This is a genomic window from Streptomyces sp. NPDC017676, from assembly GCF_044329325.1.
Classification (GTDB): domain Bacteria; phylum Actinomycetota; class Actinomycetes; order Streptomycetales; family Streptomycetaceae; genus Streptomyces.
The window spans coordinates 440427-463483 of sequence record NZ_JBIRJA010000004.1 but is presented as its reverse complement, the minus strand read 5'-3'; the positions used below and the strand labels follow the sequence as shown (position 1 = coordinate 463483).

Below are 23057 nucleotides of genomic sequence, written 5' to 3'. Positions count from 1 at the left end.
CGTCGGATCCTCACCGTTCGTGGTCGTGGCCGCCGGCAGCGGCGTCTTCGGCGTCGGCTTCGTAGGAGCGGTTCCCGGGGTCGTCGCCGTACGCGGCGCCCTCCAGCTCACTCAGCACCTGTTCCTCCACGAGGTCCGCCAGGGCGGCGACCGTGCGGGAGACCAGGACGTCGCGGGGGGTGAGCGTGACGCCGAAGGCGTCGTTGGCGCGGGAGGCGATGAGCAGGGCGCGCAGGGAGTCGCCGCCGAGTGCGAACCAGTCGTCCTCGGCGCCCACGGGCGTCTGAAGGACCTCCTCCCAGAGGTCCGCGAGCGCCTCCTCGGTGGGCGTGCGCGGTGCGACGTACTCGGACGGTGGCCGCTCCTCGGCCGGCGCCGGGGCGGGCAGGGCGGCCCGGTCGGTCTTGCCGTTCTCGGTGAGCGGGAAGCGGTCCAGCACCACGAACGCCGAGGGGACCATGGGGGCGGGCAGGGAGCGGGCGGCCAGCTCCCGCAGTGCGGCGGCGGTGGGCGGTTCGGCGCCCGGGGCCGTGAGCAGGTGGGCGACCAGCCGGGGCAGGCCCGGTTCGTCCTCGCGTACGGTCACCACGGCGTCCAGCACGCCCGGATGGCGCACCAGGGTCGCCTCGACCTCGCCCGCCTCGATGCGGTGGCCGCGCAGCTTCAGCTGGTGGTCGGTGCGGCCCAGGTAGTGCAGTTCGCCCGCGCTGTCGCGGCGCACGAGGTCGCCGGTGCGGTACATGCGGGTGCCGGGCGGCCCGAACGGGTCGGCGCGGAACCGGGCGGCGGTCAGCCCGGGCCGGCCGAGGTAGCCGCGGGCCAGCGCCGGTCCGGCCAGCCAGAGTTCACCGGTGACGCCGTCGGGGACGGGCCGCAGCCGGGCGTCGAGGACGTAGGCGCGGGTGGCGGGCAGCGGGCGGCCGACGGGCGGTGCGGCGCCGTCCGCCGCCAGGGGCGCGGACCAGGTGGCGACGACGGTGGCCTCGGTGGGGCCGTAGGAGTTGACCATCCGGTGGTGCGGGGCCCAGCGGGCGACGAGTTCGGCCCCGCACGCGTCGGCGCCGACGATCAGCGTCTTCAGGTCGGGCAGGGTGCCGGGCGTGCCGTCGGGCAAGGTGGCGAGCGCGGCCGGCGGCAGCAGGGTGTGGGTGACGCGTTCCGTCCGCAGGACGTCGGCGAGCTGGGCGCCGAGCAGCGGTCCGGGCGGGGGTACGACGAGCCGGGCGCCGTGCGGCAGGGACATGCACAGCTCCAGCACGGAGGCGTCGAAGCTGGGCGTGGCGAAGGCCAGCACCCGGTCCCCCGCGCTCACCTGGTAGTGGGCGGCCTCGGCGGCGGAGAACGCGGAGAGACCGCGGTGGGTGACGACGACGCCCTTGGGGGTGCCGGTGGAGCCGGAGGTGTAGATGACGTAGGCCGGATCGTCCAGGTCGAGTGGGCGGGTCCGGTCGGCGTCGCCTGGCCGGTGTCCGGGCACGTCGTCCGGCGCGGCGGCGAGCAGGTCCGCGACCTCCTTGGCGTCGAGGGTGAGGGCGGGGGCCGCGTCGCGCAGCATCAGGGCGATCCGCTCCTCGGGGTAGCCGGGGTCGACGGGCAGGAACGCGGCGCCCGCCTTGGCCACGGCGAGTTGTGCCAGCACCATGTCCGCCGAGCGGGGCAGCAGCAGCGCGACGAGGTCGCCGGGGCCGGCGCCCCTGGCGATGAGCCGGTGGGCGAGCCGGTTGGCCCGCGTCTCGGCCTCCGCGAACGTGAGGAGCGTGCCGGGCGCGTCGAGCGCGGGTGCGGTGGGCCACCGGTCGACGGCGGCTTCCACGAGCGCGGGCAGGGTGGCGGCGGGCACCGGGCCGAGCGCCGGCCGGGCCGGGCCGCGCAGCAGCCGGTCGCGCTGCTCGGGCGGCAGTACGTCGATGTCGTCCAGGCGGGCGGTGCCGTCCGAGGCGGCCAGGGCGTGGAGGGTGTGCAGCAGCTGTCCGGCCAGCAACTCGGCGGTGGCCGGGTCGAAGCACCGGGGGTCGTAGCCGAGTTCGACGGCCAGCCGGTCGCCGGGCGAGACGACCACGGTGAGCGGGTAGTTGGTGGCCTCCCGGGCGTCCAGGTCCCGCAGGGCGAGCCCGTGCGCACCGGCGGTCGCGTCGCCGACCGGGTAGTTCTCGAAGACCACCAGGCTGTCGAACAGCAGCGTACCGGGCGGCAGTTCACCGAGGGTGTGCAGGGCGTTGAGGGGCAGGTGGTCGTGGCGGCGGTCCTCGGCCCGGGCCTCCTGCACCGCGCGCAGCCAGCCGGCGCAGTCGGCGGTGCCGTCGACCACGGTCCGGGCGGGCAGCGTGGTGATGAACAGGCCGGTGATGCCGTCGGCGCCCGGCAGGTCGGCGGGGCGTCCGGAGACGGTCGTGCCGAAGCACACCTCCCGCTCCCCGCTCCACCGGGCCAGCAGCAGCGCCCAGGCGCCCTGCACCAGCGTGTTGAGGGTGAGCCGGTGCCGGCGGGCGAACTCCTGGAGCAGTCGCGTCCGTTCGGCGTCGAGCCGCTGCGACAGCCAGGTCCCGGAGCGGGCCGTGGTGCCCGGCGCGGGCCTGCGGTCGTAGGGCAGCGGGGTCGGCGTGGCGAAGCCGGCCAGGACGCCGCGCCAGTGGTCCCGCGCCGGTCCGGTGTCTCGGGCGGCCAGCCAGCCGGCGTAGTCCGCGAACGGCCTGCGCTCGGGCAGCCGGGGCCGCTCGCCCCGGCTGAGGGCGGCGTGCGCGTTCATGACGTCGGACAGGACGTGGAAGACGCTCCAGCCGTCCAGCAGGGCGTGGTGGAAGGTCCACACCACGCGTACCGCGTCGGGGCCGAGCCGGACCAGGGCGAGCCGCAGCAGCGGGGCCCGGTCCAGGGCGACGCCCCGGGTCCGCTCCTCGGCGAGCAGGCGCTCCAGCTCCGCGTCCCGCCGGTCGGCCGGCACCCCGCTCCAGTCGAGCTCGGTGACCGGCAGGGTCACGTTCCGGTGGACGATCTGGAGCGGCACGGGGACGCCGTGCAGGGCGACGGACGTGCGCAGGACGGGGGTGCGGTCGACGACGTGCCGCCAGGCCGCTGCCAGGGTGCCCGGGTCGTGGGCGCCGTCCACGACGAAGGTGATCTGCTCGACGTACAGGCCGTGTTCGGCGTCGTCCAGGCCGTGCATCACCATGCCGGTCTGGGTGGGGGTGAGCGGATACACGTCCGTGACGTCGGCTCCGCTGCCGACGAGCCGGTCGACGGCCGGCTGGTCCAGCGGTGCGAGCGGGAAATCGGCAGGGGTACGGCCGCCGGCGCCGGGTTCGGCGCAGTGGCGGACGATCGCGCGCAGTTCGTCGGCCAGTTCGGCCGCCAGCCGGGTGACGGTCTCACGCCGGTGCACCTGGCGGGAGTACGACCAGGTGAACTCCAGCCGGTCGTCGGTGACCCGGCCGAGGACGTCGAGGAGGTACGGCCGGTCCGCCGTGCGGTCCATGCCGCCGGTGAGGCCGCCGTGGGGCGCGTGCAGCAGGCCGCCGGTGGCGGGGGTGCCGTCCTGCCGGCCCAGGTAGTTGAAGCAGACGGGCGGCAGGTCGGGCAGCCCGGTTCCGGCCGTGGGGCGGAGGAAGCGCAGGGCGCCGTAGCCCAGTCCGCCGTGCGGTACGGCCCGCAGGTTCTCCTTGACGGTCTTCAGCGCGGTGCCGGTGCCGGCGTCCCGGGGCACGTCCAGGGCGACCGGGTACATCGCGGTGAACCAGCCGGCGGTCCGCGCGAGGTCGACGTCCTCGAACAGCTCCTCGCGGCCGTGGCCCTCCAGGGTCACCGCCACCCGGTCCCGGCCGGTCCAGCGGGCCAGGACCCGGCCGAGCGCGCACAGCAGGACGTCGTTGACGCGGGTGCGGTACACATCCGGCACGTCCTGGAGCAGCCGGCGTGTCTCCTCGGCGTCGAGGCCGGCGGTCACGCTGTCCTCGTCGGCGACGGTGTTCGCGCCGCCGGGGTGGTCTTCGGGCAGCGCGGCAGAGGCGTCGAGGCCCTGCCAGTGGGCGAGTTCGCCGTCGAATCCGCCCGCCTGGGTGTGCGCGGCGAGCCGCCGGGCCCAGTCGCGGAACGAGGTGCTCTTGGCGCCGAGGGCGGGCCGCTCGCCGTCCCGCAGGGCGCGGTGGGCGAGGTCCAGGTCCTCCAGGATCAGCCGCCAGGACACGGCGTCCACGACCAGGTGGTGGGCGGCCAGCAGCAGCACCGGCCGGCCGCCGTCGTCCGGCCGGCACAGCGCGGCCCGCAGCAGCGGTCCGCCGGCCAGGTCGAACCCGGCGCCGAGGGCGTCGGCCACCTCCTGCGGCGCGGTCCCCCGGTGCACCTCCAGGTGGACCTCCTCCCCCGGCTCGGCGCCGTACTGCCGCCACCGCCCGTCCCCACCCGGCTCGAAGCGCAGCCGCAGCGCGTCGTGGTGGGCCAGTACGACGGCCAGGGCGGCCCGCAGCAGTTCCTCGTCCGGGTCGGTGGCCAGCTCGTAGGCGACCGTCTGGCTGAAGTGGGCGGGGTCGCCGGTGAGGGTGTCGAGGAACCAGTGCTGTACGGGGGTGAGCGGGGCGTCGCCGGTCACCGGGCCCTGCTCGGCGAGGACGGTCGCGGCGCCGGGGCCGTCGCCGTCCGGCAACCGCTCGGCGGCGGCGGCGAGTTCGGCGAGAGTCTGGTGGGTGAACAAGTGCCGGGGGGTCAGTGCCAGCCCGGCCCGGCGTGCGGCCGAGACGATCTGGATACCGAGGACCGAGTCGCCGCCGAGCGTGAAGTAGTTGTCGTCGGCGCCGACTTCGGGCACGCCGAGCACCTCCGCCCAGATGCCCGCGAGGATGCGCTCGGCCTCGGTACGCGGCGGCCGGCCCGCCTCACCGGTGGCCGTCGCGGCCCACTCGGGCGCGGGCAGCGCCCGCCGGTCGAGCTTTCCGGTGGCCCCGAGCGGCAGCCCCTCCAACGGGACGACGAGGGCGGGCACCAGGTGGTCGGGGAGGCTTCGGGCGAGGAAGGCGCGCAGCTCGGCGGGGTCCGGCAGGGTCGCCGGGTGGCCGCCGTCCGGTCCGGGCGCGGTGTTCGCCACGGGGACGGTGCGAGTCTCGGCGCCGGTCTCGCCGTCGAGCCCCGGGGCGCCCGTTCCGTGGGGCACCACGCGGCCGTCGGCGCCGGCCTGGCCGCCGGCGTCCCGGGAACCCATCGGCCGGGGTACCGCGTACGCGACCAGGCGGCGGTGGCCCGCGTCCTCGACCACCCGGGCTGCTGCCGCCGCCACGGCCGGGTGACGGGCCAGCGCGGCCTCCACCTCGCCGAGTTCGATGCGGAAGCCCCGCACCTTGACCTGGTCGTCGCCACGGCCGAGGTAGACGAGGTCGCCGTCGGCCGTCCAGCGGACCAGGTCGCCGGTGCGGTACATGCGGCTGCCGGGCGGCCCGAACGGGTCGGGCAGGAAGCGGCTCGCGGTCAGGCCCGGCCGGCGCAGATAGCCGCGGGCGACGCCGGTTCCGGCCAGGAACAGTTCGCCGGGCGCGCCGACGGGCACCGGGCGCATCCGTTCGTCCAGGACATGGGCGCGGGCGCCGCCGAGAGGCCGGCCGATCGGCGGGTCGCGGTCGGGGTCGGCCGGGTCGCAGGTGAAGGCGGTGGCGTAGACGGTGGCCTCGGTGGGGCCGTAGATGTTGCGCACCTGGCTGCCGGGGACGGCGTCGCGGACCCGGCGCACGGTCCGGGCGGGCAGCCCCTCCCCGGCGAGGACGACGGTGTCCGCGCTGACCCGCACGGCGTCCTCGGCGAGCAGCCGGTCGAGGGCCGACGGCACCGCGCTGAGCAGTCCGGCCCGCCAGGGTCCGGGGCGCTCGGCGAGGGCCAGCAGGTCGCGGACGACCTCCACGCAGCCGCCGGACAGCAGTGGCGAGAAGATCTCGAACACGGACACGTCGAAGTTGAGCGAGGTGGACGCCACCACGTGGTGCAGGCCCCGGCCGGTGAACTCGGCCGCCGCCCAGTCGGTCAGGGCCAGCACGGACGCGTGGCTGACGACGACGCCCTTGGGCCGGCCGGTGGAGCCGGAGGTGTGGATGACGTAGGCGGGGTGTCCGGGCAGCAGCGGGCCGCGCCGTTCGCCGTCGCCGACCGGCGTGTCCGGCACGCCGGTGTCCGGCGCGTCGTGCAGCAGGATGCGGGTGAACGGGCCCTCGGGCAGCCGGCCGGCGGTCTCCGCGGCCGTGATCACGGCGTCGGGGCGTACGTCCTCGAAGAGGAACGCGACGCGCTCGGCCGGGTGCTGGGGGTCGACCGGGAGATAGGCCGCGCCGCTCTTCAGCACCGCGAGGAGCGCCACGACCAGGTCGGCGGTGCGGGGCAGGCACAGGGCGACGAAGCGCTCGGGTCCGGCGCCGGCGGCGATGAGCAGCCGGGCCAGCCGGCTGGAGCGCGCGTCAAGTTCACGGTAGGTGAGGCACGTGTCGCCGTGGCGGACGGCGGGGGCGTCCGGGGTGCGCCCGGCCTGGCGCCGGAACGCCTCGGGCAGCGTGTCGCGCGGTGCCTCGGCCCCCCGTCCGCCGAACCGGTCGGCCAGCTTCCGCCCCGCGTCCGGGTCCAGCAGCGGCAGGTCGGCCAGGCGGCGGCCGGGGTCGGTGGCCATGCCGGTGAGCAGGGTGCGCAGGCTCTCACCGAGCCCTTCCACCGTCGTGGCGTCGAACACGGCCGGGTCGTAGTCCAGGTGCACGGCCAGGGTGTCCCCGGGCGCGACGACCACGCTGAGCGGGTAGTTGGTCGGCTCCAGGTCCCGCTCCTGCTCCATGGCCAGGCCGTGCCGGGCCAGCGCGCCCTCGTCGAAGGGGTAGTTCTCGAAGACGACGATGGAGTCGAACAGGCCGGTGCCGCCCGGTACTTCGCTCCACGACTGCACCTGGGCCAGCGAGACGAAGTCGTGGCGCCTGGCCTCGGACTGGGCGGCCTGGAGGTCGCGCAGCCAGTCCAGCAGCGGGCGCCGTCCGTCGACGCGGGCCCGGGTGGGCAGGGTGTTGATGAACAGGCCGACCATCGTGGTGACCCCCGGCAGGTCGGCGGGCCGCCCGGAGACGGTCGTACCGAACACCACGTCCTCGCCGCCGCCGTAGCGGGACAGCAGCAGCGCCCAGGCGCCCTGGAGGACCGTGTTGAGGGTGAGCCCGGCCTGCTGGGCGGTGTCCCGCAGGCGCGCCGAGACGTCCGGGGAGAGGGTCATGCGCACCGAGCCGGAGGAGGAGGCGCGGTGGGCGTCGGCGGGCCGCCGGTCGCGGGGCAGCTCGGTGGGGGCCGGGAAACCGGCGAGGGCCTCGCGCCAGTACCGTTCGGCCCGGGCGGTGTCCCGCCCGGCCAGCCGGCGCAGGTGGTCGGCGAAGGGCCGGCGTTCGGGCACCTGCGGGCGGCGTCCGGAGGTGAGGGCCGCGTACCGCTCGCACACCTCGTCGAAGACCTGGGCCGCGCTCCAGCCGTCGAGCAGGACGTGATGGAACGTCCACAGCAGGCGGACCCGGTCCGGTGCCAGCCGGATCAGCGTCAGCCGCATCAGGGGCGCGGTGCCCAGGTCGATGCCGGCCCGCCGGTCCTCGGCGAGCAGCCGGTCCAGCTCGCGCGCCTCGTCCTCGGCGGACCGTCCGGACCAGTCGAGGTGGGTGACGGGCACGGTGGCCCGGTGCCGGACGACCTGGAGCGGTTCCGGGGTCTCCTGCCAGACCAGGCCGGTGCGCAGCACCGGGTTGGCGTCGGCGGTGTGCTGCCACGCCTCGGCGAGCGCGGGCGGGTCGGTGACGCCGGACAGCACCAGCTGCACCTGGTTGACGTAGGTGCGGCCGGCGGGGTCCAGCAGGCTGTGGAAGAGCATGCCCGCCTGCATCGGCGTCAGCGGGTAGATGTCGGCGACGTCCCGGCCGTCCCCGGCGATCCGGTCCACGGCGGCCTGGTCCAGGCGGGCCAGCGGGAAGTCCGACGGGGTGCGGCCGCCCGCGTCCGGGCGGGCGCAGTGGGCGACGATGCCGGTGAGGGCCCGCAGCATGCCCTCGGCGAGCGCGGTGACGGTCTCCTCGCGGTGCCGTCCGGCGCTGTAGTACCAGGTGATCTCCAGCCGGTCCTCCTCGACCCGGGCCACGACGTCCAGCAGGTGCGGCCGCTCGGTGCCGGGCGCCTCCGCGCCGCCGAGCCCGCCGGGCACGGCCCCGATCAGGGTGCCGCCCGCGGCGGACCAGTCGAAGCGGCCCAGGTAGTTGAAGCTGACGCCGGGCGCGGGCGTGCCGGTGAGCCGGGGGTCGCGGGCGAGGTGGCGCAGGACGCCGTAGCCGAGTCCCCGGTCGGGTACGGCCCGCAGCTGCTCCTTCACCGACTTCAGGGCGGTGCCCCAGTCCCCGGCCGGGACGGTGAGGGCGACCGGGAAGAGCGAGGTGAACCAGCCGACCGTGCGGGACAGGTCGACGTCCTCGAACAGTTGGTCCTCGCGGCCGTGCCCCTCCAGGCCGACGGCGACGGTGTCGCGTCCGGTCCAGTCGGCGAGGACCCGGCCCAGCGCGGTGAGCAGGACGTCGTCGACGCGGGTGCGGTAGACGCCGGGGACGCGGCGCAGGAGGCCGTCGGTGCTGTCGCGGTCCAGCCGTACGGTCACCTCGCGGGTGTCGGCCATGGTGGTGCCGCCGTCGCCGTCCACGGGCAGCGGGTCGGCGCAGGCCCGGGCGGCCTCCGCCCAGTGGGCGTGCCCGGCGGCGAAGACGTCGGCGCGGTCGCGCAGCCGGCGGGCCCACTCCTGTGCGGAGGTGGTGCGGGCGGGCAGCCGTACGGGCTGTCCGGACGCGGCCTGCCGGTAGGCGGTCTCCAGGTCCTCCAGCAGGATCCGCCAGGAGACTCCGTCGACCACCAGGTGGTGGGCGATCAGCAGCAGCCGGGCGGTGCGGGGGCCGTCGGCGGTGAAGAGGCGGGCGGTGAACAACGGGCCGGTGTCCAGGCGGAGTCCGGCGTGGGCCGCCGCCGTGACGAGCTCCTCGGCGTGGGCGTCGTGGACCTGGAGCAGGTCGGGGACCGGGCTGTCGGCGGCGGCGACGTCCTGGCGCCGGCCGCCGCCGTCGGGCACGGACCGGGTGTCGCCGGGGGCCACGAACCGGGCGCGCAGGGCGTCGTGGTGGGTCCACAGCGCGGTCAGGGCGCGGCGCAGGGCGTCCTCGTCCACCGGGCCGGCCGTCTCGATGACGACGGACTGGTTGAAGAAGTCGGGGCGCGCGGGGCGCGCGTCGAGGAACCAGTGCTGGATCGGGGTGAGGTCCGCCGGTCCGGCGACCGGTCCGGTACCGGCGACGGCCGGCCCGGTACCGCCGCCGGCGGCGGCCAGTTCGGCCACCGTGGGGTGCCGGAAGAGATCGCGCGGGGTGAGCGTGAGCCCCGCGGCCCGAGCCCGGGAGACCACCTGGATGCTGAGGATGGAGTCGCCGCCCAGCATGAAGAAGTTGTCGTCGACGCCGACCTGTTCGAGACCCAGCAGCTCGGCCCAGATCCCGGCGAGGACGCGCTCGGTCTCGGTGCGCGGGGCGCGGTGGGCCCGTTCGCCGCCCGCCGACCAGTCGGGGGCGGGCAGCCGCCGCCGGTCGACCTTGCCGTTCGCCGTCAACGGCAGTTCCGCGACGGTGACGAACGCGGCGGGCAGCATGTAGTCGGGCAGCCCGGCCGCGAGGTGGGCGCGCAGCTCGGCGGTGGACGGCACCTCGGCGCCCCCGGCCGGCACGAGGTGGGCGGCCAGCCGCTTGCGCCCGGCGTCCTCGTACAGGGAGACGACGGCCTCGGCGACGCCGGGGTGTGCGGTGAGCCGGGCCTCGATCTCGGCGGGTTCGACGCGGAAGCCACGGATCTTGATCTGGTCGTCCGCGCGGCCGACGAAGTGCAGCTCGCCGTCGGCGCTCCAGCGCACGATGTCGCCGGTGCGGTACATCCGGGTGCCGGGCGGGCCGAAGGGGTCGGCGACGTAGCGGGCGGCGGTCGCGCCGGGCCGGCCTGCGTAGCCTCGCGCCAGGCCGGCGCCGGCGACGTACAACTCACCCGGTACGCCCGGCGGCTGGGGTTGCAGAGCGGCGTCCAGGACGTACACGCGGGTGTTGTCGAGCGGGCGTCCGATGGGCAGGACGGCGGGCAGCGGGTCGCCGGAGCGGAAGGGGCGGCGGGTGGCGAAGGTGGTGGTCTCGGTGGGACCGTAGCCGTCCACGACGGTCAGTCCGGGGCAGGCGTCCAGCACCCGGCGCACGACCGCGCCCGGCACGGCCTCGCCGCCCGTCCACACCTCACGGGCGCCGCGCAGGCAGCCGGGGTCCTCCTGGGCCAGCAGGCGGAACAGCCCCGCCGTCAGCCACAGACAGCTCACGCCCTGCTCTCTGACGGCACGGCGGACCAGGGCGGCGTCCAGGTCGGTGGGCGGGGCGAGCACGGCCGTACCGCCGCGCAGCAGCGGCACCCACACCTCGTAGGTGGCGGCGTCGAAGGCGTGCGGCGAGTGCACGAGGACCCGGTCGTGCCCGGCGAACGCCCGGTCCAGGGCGAGCGCGACGACGTCCCGCTGACGCACCGCGACACCCTTGGGGGTACCGGTGGAGCCCGAAGTGAACATCAGGTACTGGACGTTGTCGGGGTGGACGGCGTGGGCGGGGGCCGCGGGGCCGTCCGGGGCGGAGGGGGCGGGAGTCGCGGGGCCGTCCCCGTCGGAGTGCCCGGGAATCGCGGGGGCGTACGCCTCGAAGCGGCCCGGGGCCGCGGAATCGTTCGGGTCGGAACGGGTGGGAGCGTGCGTGCCGGACGTGTCGTCCACGCGCACGACGCCGTCGCCGGGCAGCACCTCCCGGGCCGTCTCCTCCCACCCGGCGTCGGTGAGCAGCAGCCCGGCCCCGGCCTCGGCGAGTGTCCGGCGCAGTCGCTCGACGGGCGCCCGGCCGTCGAGCGGCACGTACACGCCGCCGGTGCGGACGAGCGCCAGCTGGGTGACGATCAGCTCCACGCGGCGGTCCATGAGCACCCCGACCGGGTGTTCCGGCCGTACGCCGAGCCCTGTCAGCCGGGCCGCCAACCGCTGTGCGCGGGCGTCGAGTTCGCGGTACGTCAGGCGCTCGTCACCGGCCTCCAGGGCCACCGCGCCGGGAGTGCGGCGCACCTGCGCGGCGAAGAGGTCCGCGACGGTGGTGTCGGGGAGATCGGTGGCGGTGTCGTTCCAGGCGCGCAGCACCTGTTCGCGGCGGTCGGCGGTGAGCAGCGGCAGCCGGGCGGGCGGGAGCGCGGAGCCGGTGGGCATCCCGGCGAGCAGGACGGTCAGGTACTCGGCCATCCGCTCGGCGGTTCCCGTGTCGAGGAGTTCGGGGTCATAGCCGAGGCGCAGGGTCAGTCCGGCGCCCGGATAGGCGGTGAGGCTCAGCGGGTAGTTGGTGGTCTCGATGCCCTCCAGGCCGCTCAGGCGCAGTCCGTGAGCGGCGGCGAGGTCGTCGTCCACCGGGTAGTTCTCGAAGACGACGATGCTGTCGAACAGACCGACGCGTTCGGGGAGTCCGGTGAACGCCCGCATCCGGGTGAGCGGCAGGTGGTCGAAGCGCCGGTCCTCACTCTGGTCGTGCTGGAGCGCGCGCAGCCAGTCGAGCAGGGTGCCGTGGTCCGGGACGGTGACGCGGGTGGGCAGAGTGGTGATGAACAGGCCGGTCATGGCCTCGGCGCCGGGCAGCTCGGGCGGCCGTCCGGACACGGTGGTGCCGAACACCACCTCGTTCCGGCCCGCCTGCCGGGCCAGCAGCAGTGCCCAGGCGCCCTGCACCAGGGTGTTCAGGGTCAGGCCGGAGGTGCGGGCCAGCTCCTCCAGCGCCCGGCTGGTGGCCGGGGGCAGCGTCGTCCGGACGGCGTGCGTGGACTCGGCGCGGTGGGCCTCGCGCGGCTCACGGTCGTACGGCAGCGGGGTGGCCTCGGTCAGACCGGACAGCCGGCGCCGCCAGTGCCGTTCGGCGGCGTCCGGGTCGCGTCGGCGCAGCCAGCTCACGTAGTCGCGGTGGGGCGGGCGGTCCGGGAGGGCGCCGGGGTCGCCGCCGGCGTGGTGGGCGAAGACGTCCGAGAGCACCTGGAACAGGCTCCAGCCGTCCAGGAGGAGGTGGTGGAAGGACCACACCACACGCACCTCGGTGCCGGAGAGGCGGGCGAGGAGCAGCCGCTGGAGCGGGGCGCGGCCGAGGTCGATGCCGTCCGCGCGGTCGCGGGCCAGGACGTCGTCCAGCCGGGCGCGGCGCTCGTCGGCGGTCAGGTCGCGCCAGTCCAGGTGGGTGACCGGTACGGCCGCGTGGCGCCGCACCACCAGCAGCGGCTCGGGCACGTCCTGCCAGACGACCCCGGCGCGCAGCACCTCGGTGCGGTCGGTGACGTGCTGCCAGGCGTCGGCGAGGGCCCGCGGGTCGGGCACGCCGTCCAGGACGAAGGTCAGCTGCTGGAAGTAGACACCGCGGTCGTCCTGGGACAGGCCGTGGAAGAGCATGCCCGCCTGGGTGGGCGTGAGCGGGTACACGTCGGTGACCGCCGCCGGGTCCGCGCCGGTGATCCGGTCCACGGTGGCCTGGTCGAGCCGGGCCAGCGGGAAGTCGGACGGGGTGCGTCCGGCGGCTCCGGGCCGGGCGGCGTACCGGGCCAGGTCGGCCAGTGCGTCGGCGAAGCGGCCCGCCAGGTCCGCGACCGTGTCCTCCCGGTGCAGCCGGCCGGAGTAGAACCACGTGAACTCCAGTGCGTCACCGTCGAGTTGGCCGACGACTTCGAGGGCGTGCGGGCGCTCGGCCGCCGGGTCGGCGTCCAGTTCCAGCGGCCGTACGGTGCCCCGGTAGAGGCCGTCGGGGTTCTCCGGCAGCCCCATGCGGCCCAGGTAGTTGAAGCTGATCTGCGCCTCGGGGGTGCGCGGGGCCGTACCGGGGTCCGTCAGGTGGCGCAGCGCGTCATGGCCCAGGCCGTGCCGGGGTACGGCGCGCAGCTGCTCCTTGACCCGCTTGAGCACGGCGTCCCAGTCGGCGTCCTCGGGGACGGCGAGCGCGACGGGGTACCGGGTGGTGAACCAGCCGACCGTGCGGCTGATGTCCAGCTCGGAGAAGAGTTCCTCGCGGCCGTGCCCCTCGACGTCGACCACCGCCCGGTCCCGGCCGCTCCAGGCGCACACGGCCCGGCCGAGGGCGCTGAGCAGGACGTCGTTGGCCTGGGTGCGGTAGGTGTCGGGCAGGGTGCGCAGCAGGGCGGAGGTGTCCTCGGGGCTCAGGCGGACGGTGACGGAGCGCTGGGAGGCGTAGGTGTTCGCGCGCCGGGAGTCCTCCGCGCCGGGGTCGCTCGCCGGCACCACGGGGCCGGTCCGCGGGACGGCCCGGGCCCAGTACTCCCGTTCGTCGTCGAAGCCGCCGTCCGCCGCGTGCGCGGCCAGCCGGCGGGCCCACTCCCGCAGGGCCGTGGACTTCGCGGGCAGGGCCGCCGCGCCGTCGTCACCGGCCCGGCGGGCCCGGTAGGCGCGGTCCAGGTCCTCCAGGAGCACCCGCCAGGACACCCCGTCGACCACCAGGTGGTGGACGGCGAGGTGCAGGACGCGAGGGCGGCCGGTTCCGTCGTCGTGCAGCACGGCCCGCAGCAGGGGACCCCGGGCGAGGTCGAAGGGGCCGAAGTGGGGGGTGTCCGTGTCCGGGCCGCTGTGGTGGGCCAGGCGGATGCGGGGCGCCCGGTCCTCGATGTGCCAGCGGACGCCCGGGCCGGCGGCGTCGGTGACGAAGCGGGAGCGCAGGGCGTCGTGGTGGGCGGCCAGGTCGTTCAGCGCCTCTTCCAGCGCCGCCGGGTCGAGGTCGTCCGGCACGCGGACGGACAGCGCCTGCGCGTAGTGTCCGGCGCGCTCGGCGGTGGTGCCGAACAGCCAGTGCTGGATGGGTGTCAGGGGGGCCGGGCCGGTGGCCGGTTCCGGGGCGGGGGCCGTCTCGCGGGGGCCTCGGGCGGCGTCCGCGCAGCGGGCGAGGGCGGCGACCGTCTGGTGCCGGTAGACGTCCCGGGAGGTCAGCGACAGCCCCTCCTGCCGGGCGCGGGCCACCACCTGGATGCTGAGGATCGAGTCGCCGCCGAGTTCGAAGAAGTTGTCGTCGACGCCGACGCGTTGCACGCGCAGCACTTCGGCCCAGATCAGGGCGAGCGCGCGTTCGGTGGGTGTGCGGGGCGCGACATGCCGTACCGCGCGCACGGCGGGGCCCGGGTCGGGGAGCCGGGCACGGTCGAGCTTGCCGTTCGGGTTGAGCGGCAGGGCGTCGAGCACCACGACGGCCGAGGGCACCATGGAGGCGGGCAGGGTACGGCCGAGTTCCCGGCGTACGGCCTCGGGTTCGACCCGCTGCCCGGCGGCCGGGACGACGTATCCGGCCAGCCGCCGGTGGCCGTCGGCGTCGGTGGTGACGGTGGCCGCCGCCTCGGCGACGCCCGCGCAGCGGCGCAACGCCTCCTCCACCTCGCCCAGTTCGATCCGGAAGCCGCGCACCTTGACCTGCTGGTCGATCCGGCCGACGTACTCCAGGGCGCCGTCGGCACGGCGGCGCACCAGGTCGCCGGTGCGGTACATGCGCTCCCCCGGCGCGCCGAACGGGTCGGCGACGAACCGGGCGGCGGTCAGTCCGGGCCGGTGCAGGTAGCCGCGGGCCAGACCACCGCCCCCCAGGTACAACTCACCGGTGACACCGACCGGTTGGGGCCGCAGCGAGCCGTCGAGGACGTAGGCCCGGGTGAGCGCCACGGGCCCGCCGATCGGCGGGGCCTGCTCGGGCAGGCGGTCACCGGCGAACCAGGCGGTGGCGTACACGGTGGCCTCGGTGGGCCCGTAGACGTTCGCGACCCGGCACTCGGGCAGCGCGGCGCGCAGGTCCCGCAGCGTCTGCTCGGGCAGGGCCTCACCGGCCAGGACGACGGTGTCCGCGGTGACGGGTGCCGTACCGCCGGCGATCAGGCGGGAGACCACGGACGGCACTCCGCTGAGCAGCCCGGCGCGCCGGGGGCCGGTGCCGTCGGCCAGGGCCGGCAGGTCGGGGACCACCTCGACGGTGCCGCCGGCCGTCAGCGGGCACAGCAGCTCGAACACGGAGACGTCGAAGTTGAGGGAGGTGGAGGCGATCACATGGTCCAGGCCGGCGGCCCCGAACCGCTCCTTCGCCCACGCGGCCAGCGCGCTGACCGTGCGGTGGGTGACGACGACCCCCTTGGGGCGGCCGGTGGAACCGGAGGTGTAGATGACGTACGCGGGATGGTCCGGCAGCAGCGGCCGGGGCCGGTCGGCGTCGGTGAGGTCCGTGTCGGGCACGGCCGGGTCGGCGCAGTCCTCCAGAAGCAGGGGGGCGCGATCGGCGGGCAGGGCGGCGGCGGTCTCCCGGGTGGCGAGGACGAGGGCGGGCCGGGCGTCGTCGAGCATGAGACGGACGCGCTCGGCCGGATAGCCGGGGTCGACGGGGAGGTAGCCCGCGCCCGAGGCGAGCACGGCCCACAGCACGGGCACGAGGTCGGCGGTGCGCGGCAGGCACAGCGCGACCAGGGTCTCCGGGCCCGCGCCGCGCGCGAGGAGCTGCCGGGCCAGCCGGTTGGCGCGCCGGGCGACCTCGGCGTAGTCCAGCCGGACCGGGCCGCAGATCACGGCGGTACGGTCCGGGGTGCGGGCCGCCTGGGCGCGGAACAGGTCGGGCAGCGTGCCGTGACGGGTGTCCCGGGAGCGGCGGGCGGGCGGGTTCCAGGTGTCGACCAGGGTGCGCTGTTCCCCGGCCGAGAGCATGGGCAGCTCGGCGAGCGTGCGGCCCGGTCCGTCCGCCATGCCCTCCAGCAGGCGGTGCAGATGGGCGGTCAGCCGGGCCACGGTGGCGGCGTCGAACAGATCCGTGTTGAACTCGGCGGTCAGCACACAGCCGCCGTCGGGGTCCGGTGAGAACTCCAGGACCAGGTCGAAGCGGGCGGCGGGGCGGGGCAGCGGGTGCTCGGTGAGCCGCAGCCCGCCGGACCGGGGCGGCACGGGCAGGGCCGTCTGCTGCACGACGAGGGCCTGCACCAACGGGGTGCGGCTCGGGTCGCGGGGCGGTGCCAGCTCCTCGACCACCCGGTCGAACGGCACCCCGTCACGGGCGAAGGCGTCCAGTACGGTCGTCCGCATGCTCTCCACGAACCTGTCCACGGTGGCCCGTTCGTCGACCTCGCCCCGCAGCACCACCGTGTTGGCGAAGAAGCCCGGCACGTCCTCCAGATCACGCCGCCCACGCCCGGTGGTGACGGTGCCGAACGCGACGTCCCGCTGCCCCGAGTAGCGGGAGAACAGCAGCGCGGAGGCGCCCGCGAGGAGCGTGAACAGGGTGGTGCCGCGCCCCGCGGCGAGTTGTCGCAGCCGGGTCACCAACTCGGCGGGGAGCGGGCGTCGGTGGGCCGCTCCGGCGGTGGTGCGGACGGCGGGGCGCGGCCGGTCGGTGGGCAGCTCCAGGTGCTGCATGCCCGCCAGGTGGCGTCTCCAGTAGGCCAGATCCGCCGTGTCGGCCTCGGTGGCCCGCTGCCGCCCCTCCCACACGGCGAAGTCCGGGTACTGCACGGCGGGTCGCGGCAGGCCGTCGGGTTCGCCGGTGGTCTCCGCGTGGTAGAGGGCGGCGAGTTCGCGGGTGAGGATGCCGACCGACCAGCCGTCGGTGACGATGTGGTGCTGGGCCAGGAGCAGCAGGTGTTCCTCGGCGGCGAGCCGGACGAGCAGCGCCCGGGTGAGCGGGCCGGCCGACAGGTCGAAGGGGCGGCCCAGTTCCTCGGTGAGCAGCGCCTCGGCCGCGTCCGGGCGGCGCGCTTCGGGTACGCCGGTGAGGTCGGCCGTGCGCAGGGGCAGGTCCGGCTCCGATGCGACACGCTGGGCGCCCTGCCCGTCGGCCGTGGTGAAGGTGGTGCGCAGGGAGGCGTGGCGGGCGGCGAGGCGGTGCAGGGAGCGGCGCAGCGCGCCCGGGTCGAGGGGGCCGCGCAGCCGCAGCGACACGCCGGTGTTGTACTCGGTGCCGCCCTCGGTGAGGTCGTCGAGGTACCAGAGCCGCCGCTGCGCGCTGGACAGCGGCAGGGTGCCGTCGCGGGGCGCCGGCGGTATCGGCTCCGGCGGCGCGGCGGCCGACGGGTCGTCCAGCAGCAGGGCCAGGGCGGCGACCGTCCGCGCGGTGAAGACGTCCCGGAGGGTCAGCCGGACACCGAGCTCGTCCCGGATCCGGGCCAGCGCACGGGCGGCGAGGATCGATTCACCGCCCAGGTCGAAGAAGTCGTCCGTCACACCGACCGCGTCGACGCCCAGGACCTCCGCCCAGATCCGGGCGAGGGCCCGCTCGCCCGCCGAACGCGGCGCGACGTGCCCCTCCGTGACGCTCCGCTCCGGCGCGGGCAGGGCCCGCCGGTCGATCTTGTGCTGGGGAGTGAGCGGCATCCGGTCTAGCACCACGACGGCGGACGGCACCATGTGAGCGGGCAGGACAGCGGCCACGGCGGAGCGGAGGGCCGCCGGGTCGAGGGGGTGCGGGGGTCCGGAGGGGGTGGGTTCGGTGGGGCCGGGGGTCGGGTCGGTGGCACTCTGCCCGGCGGCAGCGGTGGGGCCGGTGGAACCCTGCCCGGCGGCAACGGTGAGGTCGGTGGCACTCTGCCCGGCGGGGGCCGCAGGGCCGGTGGAACCCTGCCCGGCGGGGGTGACGTAGCCGACGAGGCGTTGGTGGCCCGGCTCGTCCTCCCGGACCACGACCACCGCCTCGCCGACGCCCCCGCCGCCGGCGCGGCGCAACGCCGCTTCGATCTCGCCCGGTTCGACGCGGAAGCCGCGGATCTTCACCTGCCGGTCCAGCCGGCCCAGGAACTCCAGTTCCCCGTCGGCGGTCCAGCGCGCCCGGTCGCCGGTGCGGTACAGACGGGCACCGGGCGGGCCCAAGGGGTCGGCGACGAACCGGGCCGCGGTCAGGCCCGGACGGCCCAGGTAACCGCGGGCCACCGCGTCGCCGCCGACGAACAACTCGCCGTCCGCACCGGCCGGTACGGGGCGCAGCGCGGCGTCGAGGACGTACACCCGGGTGTGCGGCAGGGCGCCGCCGATCGTCGGCGTGCCCTGACCGGCGGTGAGCGGTCCGGTCCAGGTGGCGACGATCGTGGCCTCGGTCGGCCCGTACGAGTTGATCATGCGGCGGCCGGGTGCCCAGCGGTCGACCAGGGAGGCGGGGCAGGCTTCGGCGCCCACGATGAGCGTGCGCAAGTGGCGGGCGGTGCCCTGCGCGGGGTCCGGCAGGGTGGCCAGTGCGGCGGGCGGGATGAGGGCGTGGGTGATGCGCTGCTCGTCGAGGACCGCGGCGAGTTCGTCACCGAGCCAGGGACCGTGCGGCGGCACGACGAGGGTGGCGCCGGACAGGACGGAGGCGCACAGCTCCAGCACGGAGGCGTCGAAGCTCGGCGAGGAGAACTGGAGCACGCGGTCGCCGGGGCCCACCGCGTACCGTTCGGCGGCGGCCGCGGTGAAGCCGCCGATGCCCCGGTGGGTGACGGTCACGCCCTTGGGGGTACCGGTGGAACCGGAGGTGTAGATGACGTAGGCGGCGTGATCGGCGTCGACACGGGCATCCGCGCCGACCGCGTGTCCTGGACCGCCGGCGGTGTCCAGCAGCTCGCGGACCCGGCCTGGGTCGTCGAGGGTGACGGCGGGCGCGGCGTCGGCGAGCATCAGCGCGCGGCGCTCGGCGGGATAGGCCGGGTCCACGGGCAGGAAGGCGGCACCTGCCCGGGCGACGGCCAGCTCCGCCGCGATCAGCTCCATGGAGCGCGGCAGGACCAGGGCGACGATCTGGTCGGGGCCGGCTCCTCGCCGGGTCAGGTGGACGGCCAACCGGTCGGCGCGGGCCGCGAGTTCGCGGTAGGTCCAGGTCCGCCGGCCGTCGGTGAGCGCCGGTGCGTCCGGGGTGCGGGCCACCCACGCGGTGAACAGCTCGCCGAGCGTCGGATGCGCCGGTGCCGCCGCGCTCTGCGACGCGCCGGCGGCGGGGCCGGCCTGCGGCGGCAGGGAGGACGCCGGTGCGGGCTTGTCGTGCAGGTCCGTCATGGGTGAAGTCCTTCGGAGAGCGGGGCGATGCGGCGCGGACGATCCGGGCCCCACGAGGGGGCGGTGCACCGGCTCGGGTGACACACCGGGGGTGCGGGGCGGGGCGGTACGGGGTGCGGGGGCTGACTCGGGTGTCCGGTACCGGGGGCGACCGGGAGGCGCGCCAGGGGTGCCGCCTGGCCGGTGACGACTACCGGTCCGGGCAGCCGACCTCGTTCCGGTGCCGAGGTGGCCCGAGCCGGTTCCGGAGCGGCCCGAGCCGGTGCCGGGGCTGCTCGGCCGACCCGACCGGCCCGACCGGCCCTGACAGGACCCGGCCCCCGAGGGGACCCGGACCGGACGGAACCCGGTCCGAGCGGGCACGGGCCACCGGACCAGCGGCTGGACCGGCACCGGCACCGTCGGACCACGGTCCAGGGCCACGTCGGCCAGGACACCGGCGCGACGCGCCGGAGCCGGCACCACGGCTCCGGACCCGGGTCGGCCCCGGACCGGCGGGCACCCGTGTTCAGTCGGGGTCGGTACGGCGGGCCGTGCGGCCGGAGATCTGCACCCGGTCGATGCTTCCGGTGACCGGATCGCGGTGGAAACGGCCCCCGGGTTCGAGGCGTCCGGTGTCCGGATCGAGCAGGTCGCAGGAGAGGTCGGCGTAGCACACCAGCGGCAGGGGCAGGTCACCGTCGACCGACAGGGCCGGCGAGCCGTCCGGTCCGGGCGCGATGCGATAGGTCGTGGTGCCGTTGCGGTAGGTGCCCACGCACTCGGGCAGGGCGACGGGACGTCCCCGGTCCACGGCCGGCACGCCGGCGGGCACCCGTATGCCGGTCAGCCGGCCCAGTTCCTCGGTGAGATCGCGCCAGAGCGCGGTGGCACCCCCGGCGTTGCCCGTGAAGGCGACCACCACCCCGCTCTCCGGATCGGCCCGCAGATGGCAGGACGTGCCCTGGGCGTTGCCGTCGTGCCCGCACCACACGCGTTCGTCCCGCTCGTAGAGGGCGAGTCCGGGGCCCCAGCCGTCGGCCAGGGTGCCCGGCCGGGCGGCGGTCTCGGGGCGGCGCATCTCCTTGGCGACGGCGGGCGGCAGCAGGTCCACGCGGCCGATCAGCGCGTTGCCGAACGCGGCGAGGTCCCGGGCGCTCGCGAGCAGCGCCCCGGCCGGCGCCTCCAGTGGCGCCAGGTTCTGCCGGGCCGGACGGGCCTGTCCGGTCGCGGAGTTGACGGCGTGTCCTGCGGCCACGGGACGACCGGGCGCGGGGTCACCGATGAACGCGGGTGTGATGCCGAGGGGTTCGAGGAGCAGCGCCCCGGCCGCCTCGTGCCACGGCATGCCGGTGACCGTCTCCACCAGCCGTCCGGCGGCGACGTAGCCGGCGTTGGAGTAGGAGAAGTCGGTCCCCGGCGGGAACAGCGCGTCGCGGGCGGTGCACACGGCGGCGAGATAGCGAGGGGCCGTGGTCGTGGCGGCGGTGTCCGAGTCCGGTCCGGTCGGCAACCCGCCGGTGTGACTGAGGAGGTGACGGATGGTCACCTCGGGGAATCCGCTGAGTTCCGGGAGGTGCGCGGCGGCGGGTTCGTCCAGGTCCAGGTCGCCGTCGTCGGCCAGGAGCATGACGAGCGCGGCGGTGCAGGGTTTCGTGAGCGAGCCCAGCGGGACCGCCGTGTCCTCGGTGAGGGGTCTGCCGGTGGTGGCGTCGGCCGTACCGGTGTGCACGGCGATGAGATCGGTGCCGGTGTCCAGGGCCAGCTGGGCGCCGGGCACCCGGTGGGTCCGGGCCAGGGCGTCGAGGCGGTCCTGTATCTCCCGGCGTAACAGGGACGGCGTCCGGGAGGCGGCCGGAGCGGTGGGGATGGTGTACGGCATGAGAAGGGGACTCCCGATGGATGGGTCTCATGTGCGGGTGTGCCGGTCCGGCCCGGGTCGGAGCGGTGTCGGGGCCGGCCGGCGCGCTCGGGCTACGGTCTGCGGACCTCGACGGGCAGCTGCCGTACGCCGATGATCACGGCCGGATTCTGGTAGGCGACGTCCTCGTAGGAGGGGATCGCCAGCATGCGGAATCGTTCATGCAACATCCGCAGGGCGATCCGCGCCTCCAGCCGGGCCAGGGGCGCGCCGAAACAGAAGTGGATGCCGTGCCCGAAGGTCAGATGCGGGTTGGGGTGCCTGGTCACGTCGAAGACGTCGGGCGCCTCGAAGCGGGCGGGGTCCCGGTTGGCGGCGCCCAGATGTGCCATGAGCAGGGTGTCGGGCGCGATCTCATGGCCGGCGAGGACCACGGGCCGGGTGACGCGGCGGCCCAGTTCCGGGAAGGGGGGCAGCCAGCGCAGCACCTCCTCGACGGCGGCCGGGATCCGCGCGGGGTCGGCGCGCAGCGCGGCGTTCGTGCCGGGGTGCCGGTCGAAGGTGACGACGGCGTTTCCCAGCAGCGCGGTGGTGGTGATGTGCCCGGCGACCAGCAGCAGGGCCACGAATCCGACCATCTCCTGGTCGGCGAGGCGGACGCCGTCCACCTCGGCGGCGATGAGTCTGCTGGTGAGGTCGTCACCGGGGTCGGCGCGGCGGGCGCGGATGTGGTCGAGCATGTAGCCGTTCATCTCGCGCACCGTGGGCGCGATGGCCTCCAGGGCCCGTTCCAGGTCGGCCATGTCCGGCGCCTCGCCGAGCTGGTCGCCGCCGAACAGGACGCTCGCCCACTCCTGGAAGAGGCGGTGTTCCTCCGCCGGGATGCCGAGCAGTTCGGCGATGACGATGATCGGCAGTGGATAGGCCAGGGCGTCGACCAGGTCGAACCGGTCGCGGTCGGCGACGGCGTCCAGCAGCCGGGCGCAGACGGCCTCGATGCGGGGGCCGAGCCCTTGGACCACCCGGGGGGTGAACGCCTGGCTCACCAGGGTGCGGAGCTTGCGGTGCTCCGGCGGGTCCATGCCGACGAAGTTGCCCTGCCGGAAGGTCTCGAAGTCGGGCTGGGTGGGCGCGAGGGCGGACATGTCGGAGGAGTACGTCGTCGGGTCGGCGAGCACGGTGGAGACGGTCTCGTGGTCCAGCACCTGCCAGACGCCCTGCGTCCCGTCGTACCGCACCGGCCCGGCCTCGCGTAAGCCGCGCCAGCGGTCGGGTAACTCCTCCAGGAGGAGCCGTTCGCCCGTCGGTTGCTTGCTGATCACCTTGTCTCCTTGCTGGCGCGTGCGGGCATGGCGGAGTCGTGCGCGCGGGGGAAGGCCGGGACCGGCGCCGGCCGGGAGACCGGGCGGGTTCCGGGCACGGCTGCGCCCCCGCTGCCGGGACATCCGGACGGGAAGAACGCGTGACCCCCGTGTCCTCCTCGGGTGCGGCGACGTCGGCCGCCGTCGGACTGGTGTCCGGGTGGGCCGAAGACCCTGCGCGCAGGCGATGAGGTCTCAGCCCATGGCTGGTCTCAGCCCGTGCGGCGCACAGGGTGGGACTCAGCCCTCCGACGCATGGGGTGGGACTCAGCCCCTGCGGTCCATGTGCCGGCACTCACCCCTGCGATGAGACCCCGGCCGGCCACGGCCCCGTAGCGAGCCGTGTCGTGCGGCGCGCCGATCCGACATAACGCATCCCCCTCGGCGATAGCTCCCGCGCAAGGCTCACGCAGGACCCTCCCGGCTCGTGAGGTGTGAGAATACGCAGTCGCAGCGCGTGCCGCCCCACGATTGGCATGATGCGTACCCCGAGACACCTTCGTTTCGATGGAACTCGGCCACAGTCTTCATGGCGAGTCACACACAAGCAACCCCCTGAAGTTGAACGGAGAGTACTCTGGCGGTGCTTTTGCGTCACTGTCCAGCCACTCGCCGGGCCTGCGCGCACACGGGACCCCCGGCCGGATCGTCGCCCCCGCGTGTGCCCCGGCACCTCCGCCGCAAACCGAGCGCGCGGGGAAAACCTGTCAACGATCGCCGGGCGGCAGGTCGTCCGTGCCGCGTCCGCACGCCGGCCGGTGCGCCGCCCCGCTGT

3 protein-coding genes are annotated in these 23057 nt (G+C 75.7%); all 3 read right to left on the bottom strand.

From position 1 onward, the window contains the following. Window positions 1-10: 10 nt before the first annotated feature. Window positions 11-19081, bottom strand: a complete 19071-nt coding sequence (locus ACH4LD_RS12090) for a non-ribosomal peptide synthase/polyketide synthase (RefSeq protein WP_398054087.1) — start codon at window positions 19079-19081, stop codon at window positions 11-13. A 508-nt stretch (window positions 19082-19589) separates the two neighbouring features. Further along, a complete protein-coding gene (locus ACH4LD_RS12085; protein ID WP_398054086.1) occupies window positions 19590-20942 on the bottom strand; it encodes a serine hydrolase domain-containing protein in 1353 nt (450 codons plus the stop codon). Between the two features lie 92 nt (window positions 20943-21034). Continuing rightward, complete coding sequence (locus ACH4LD_RS12080; RefSeq protein WP_398054085.1) at window positions 21035-22243, bottom strand: cytochrome P450; 1209 nt, start codon at window positions 22241-22243, stop codon at window positions 21035-21037. Window positions 22244-23057 lie beyond the last annotated feature (814 nt).